The organism is Bacillus sp. 05T31, from assembly GCF_056396725.1.
The window spans coordinates 1-1,737 of sequence record NZ_JBFTMA010000824.1; the positions used below are offsets into that span (position 1 = coordinate 1).

1 protein-coding gene is annotated in these 1,737 nt (G+C 35.0%); it reads right to left on the reverse strand.

From position 1 onward, the window contains the following. Positions 1 to 335: 335 nt before the first annotated feature. Positions 336 to 1,737 (reverse strand): MMPL family transporter (locus tag AC1DJR_RS28765; RefSeq protein WP_477004126.1); only part of this gene is annotated, 1,402 nt, incomplete at its 5' end.

The window sequence follows — 1,737 nt, forward strand, 5'->3', positions numbered from 1 at the left end:
CTAACGTTACTTACTGTAATCATTTGTGTCCTCCTACTAATACCGCTTATTTCAGCGTTTTCTCACCGATTGTCTTAAAAAATCGCATATTACGACTCAATTATTGTAGACTATAGCTATTATATAGTAGAAGCTGGATGAATAGCAACGGTTGATTAGCTTTCTACAATGAAATCGAATAGTTTTTATCCATTCCCCTAGCTATTTTATATATATCATCGACCTCTTTCTAATATCCCCATTCGCTTCTCATTCTGTAATACATTGGATCATTTTTCCATTTCATATTTTATATACAAAAAACCTGTAGAGAAAACGTTCCCTACAGGTTTTTCTTATTTCGCATTTATTATTTTCTCTTTATAACTCTTCAATTTACTCGCCAATCCTATTAAAGCAGGTAATAATATCGGCATTACAATTAAAGCTAATAGTAAAAGCGCAACGCCAACAACGGATGCTACTTGTATAAGTGTCAATACTCCTGAAGGAATTAAYGCWGCAAATGTYCCKCCTAAAATAAGTGCCGCTGATAATACGACTCCTCCTATGTGACGAGATGCATTTACAATTTTCGTTACTGAATCCCCTTCTAGCTCATTGTATCGCATCATAACGAAGATGCTATAATCCACTCCTAAAGCGACAATCATAATGAAGCTAAAGAATGGAACATTCCAGCTTAATGACTCTACGTTTAATACATGTGCACTAATTTGTTCACTTATACCAAGTGATGCAAAGTACGCTAAAATTAACGACCCAATAATAAAGATTGAGTTTAAGAATGAGCGTGTAATCACGATTAATACAAGCGAAATCCCTAATAACATAATCGTAGCAGTACGTAGGAAATCTTGCCCGGTTACTTCTTTTAAATCAACGTTTCTAGCTGTTGTCCCGCCAATTGCTTTTTTCGCATCATTTAGTTCTGTTCCCTTTAACGTACCATCTATCGTTTTATTAATTTCTTGAATGATAGGCATCGCTTCTTTTGAATACGGGTTTACGTCTAAAATAATTGTCATTTTAGCAGTTTTTCTATCATGTGACATGTACGTATTCAATGCTTTTTGGAAATCTTCTCCTTCTAAAACTTCTTTCGGAATATAAAATTTCTCAGAGCTTTTCGACTCATTTAGCTCTCCTAAATATTTTTGAGCATCCCCTAGGCCATTACTTACTTTTCCAAGCCCTTCTGTACTTTTAGATAAGCCTGATTGTAATTGCCCCATCTTTTCTTGCAAATCTTTCAGTCCAGTTAATAACTGTCCTTGTCCATCGTTTATTTTCGTTAATCCAGATTGTAAGTCAGCCGATTTGTTCGAAATTTGTTTTGAACCTGTAGCTCCTTCGTTCAATCCATTTTTCAGTTCAGCAGCTCCTTTTTGTAGTTGCGTTACTCCATTGTTCATTTCCTTTAAACCATTATCTACTTTTAATAATGATTGATTTGCTTCTTTAAATGAACTCATCGCTGCTTTGTGCTGCGTTGCTAATTGATTTAATTCGTTGGAAAGCCCACTCAATTGCTTCTGAGCCTCTTTTGCAATTCCTAATGTTTGCTGCACATTAGGATCATTTGCTAATTCTGGTTTTGTTTGAATGAAATTGTTCATTARCGTTTCAATTTGTTYATATCCTTTTTTCGCACCATCAATCGCTTGAGAAATACTTCCGAAATATTGATCGTACGAACTTAAACCTTTTTCTAACTGAGCATAACCAGCATGAAGC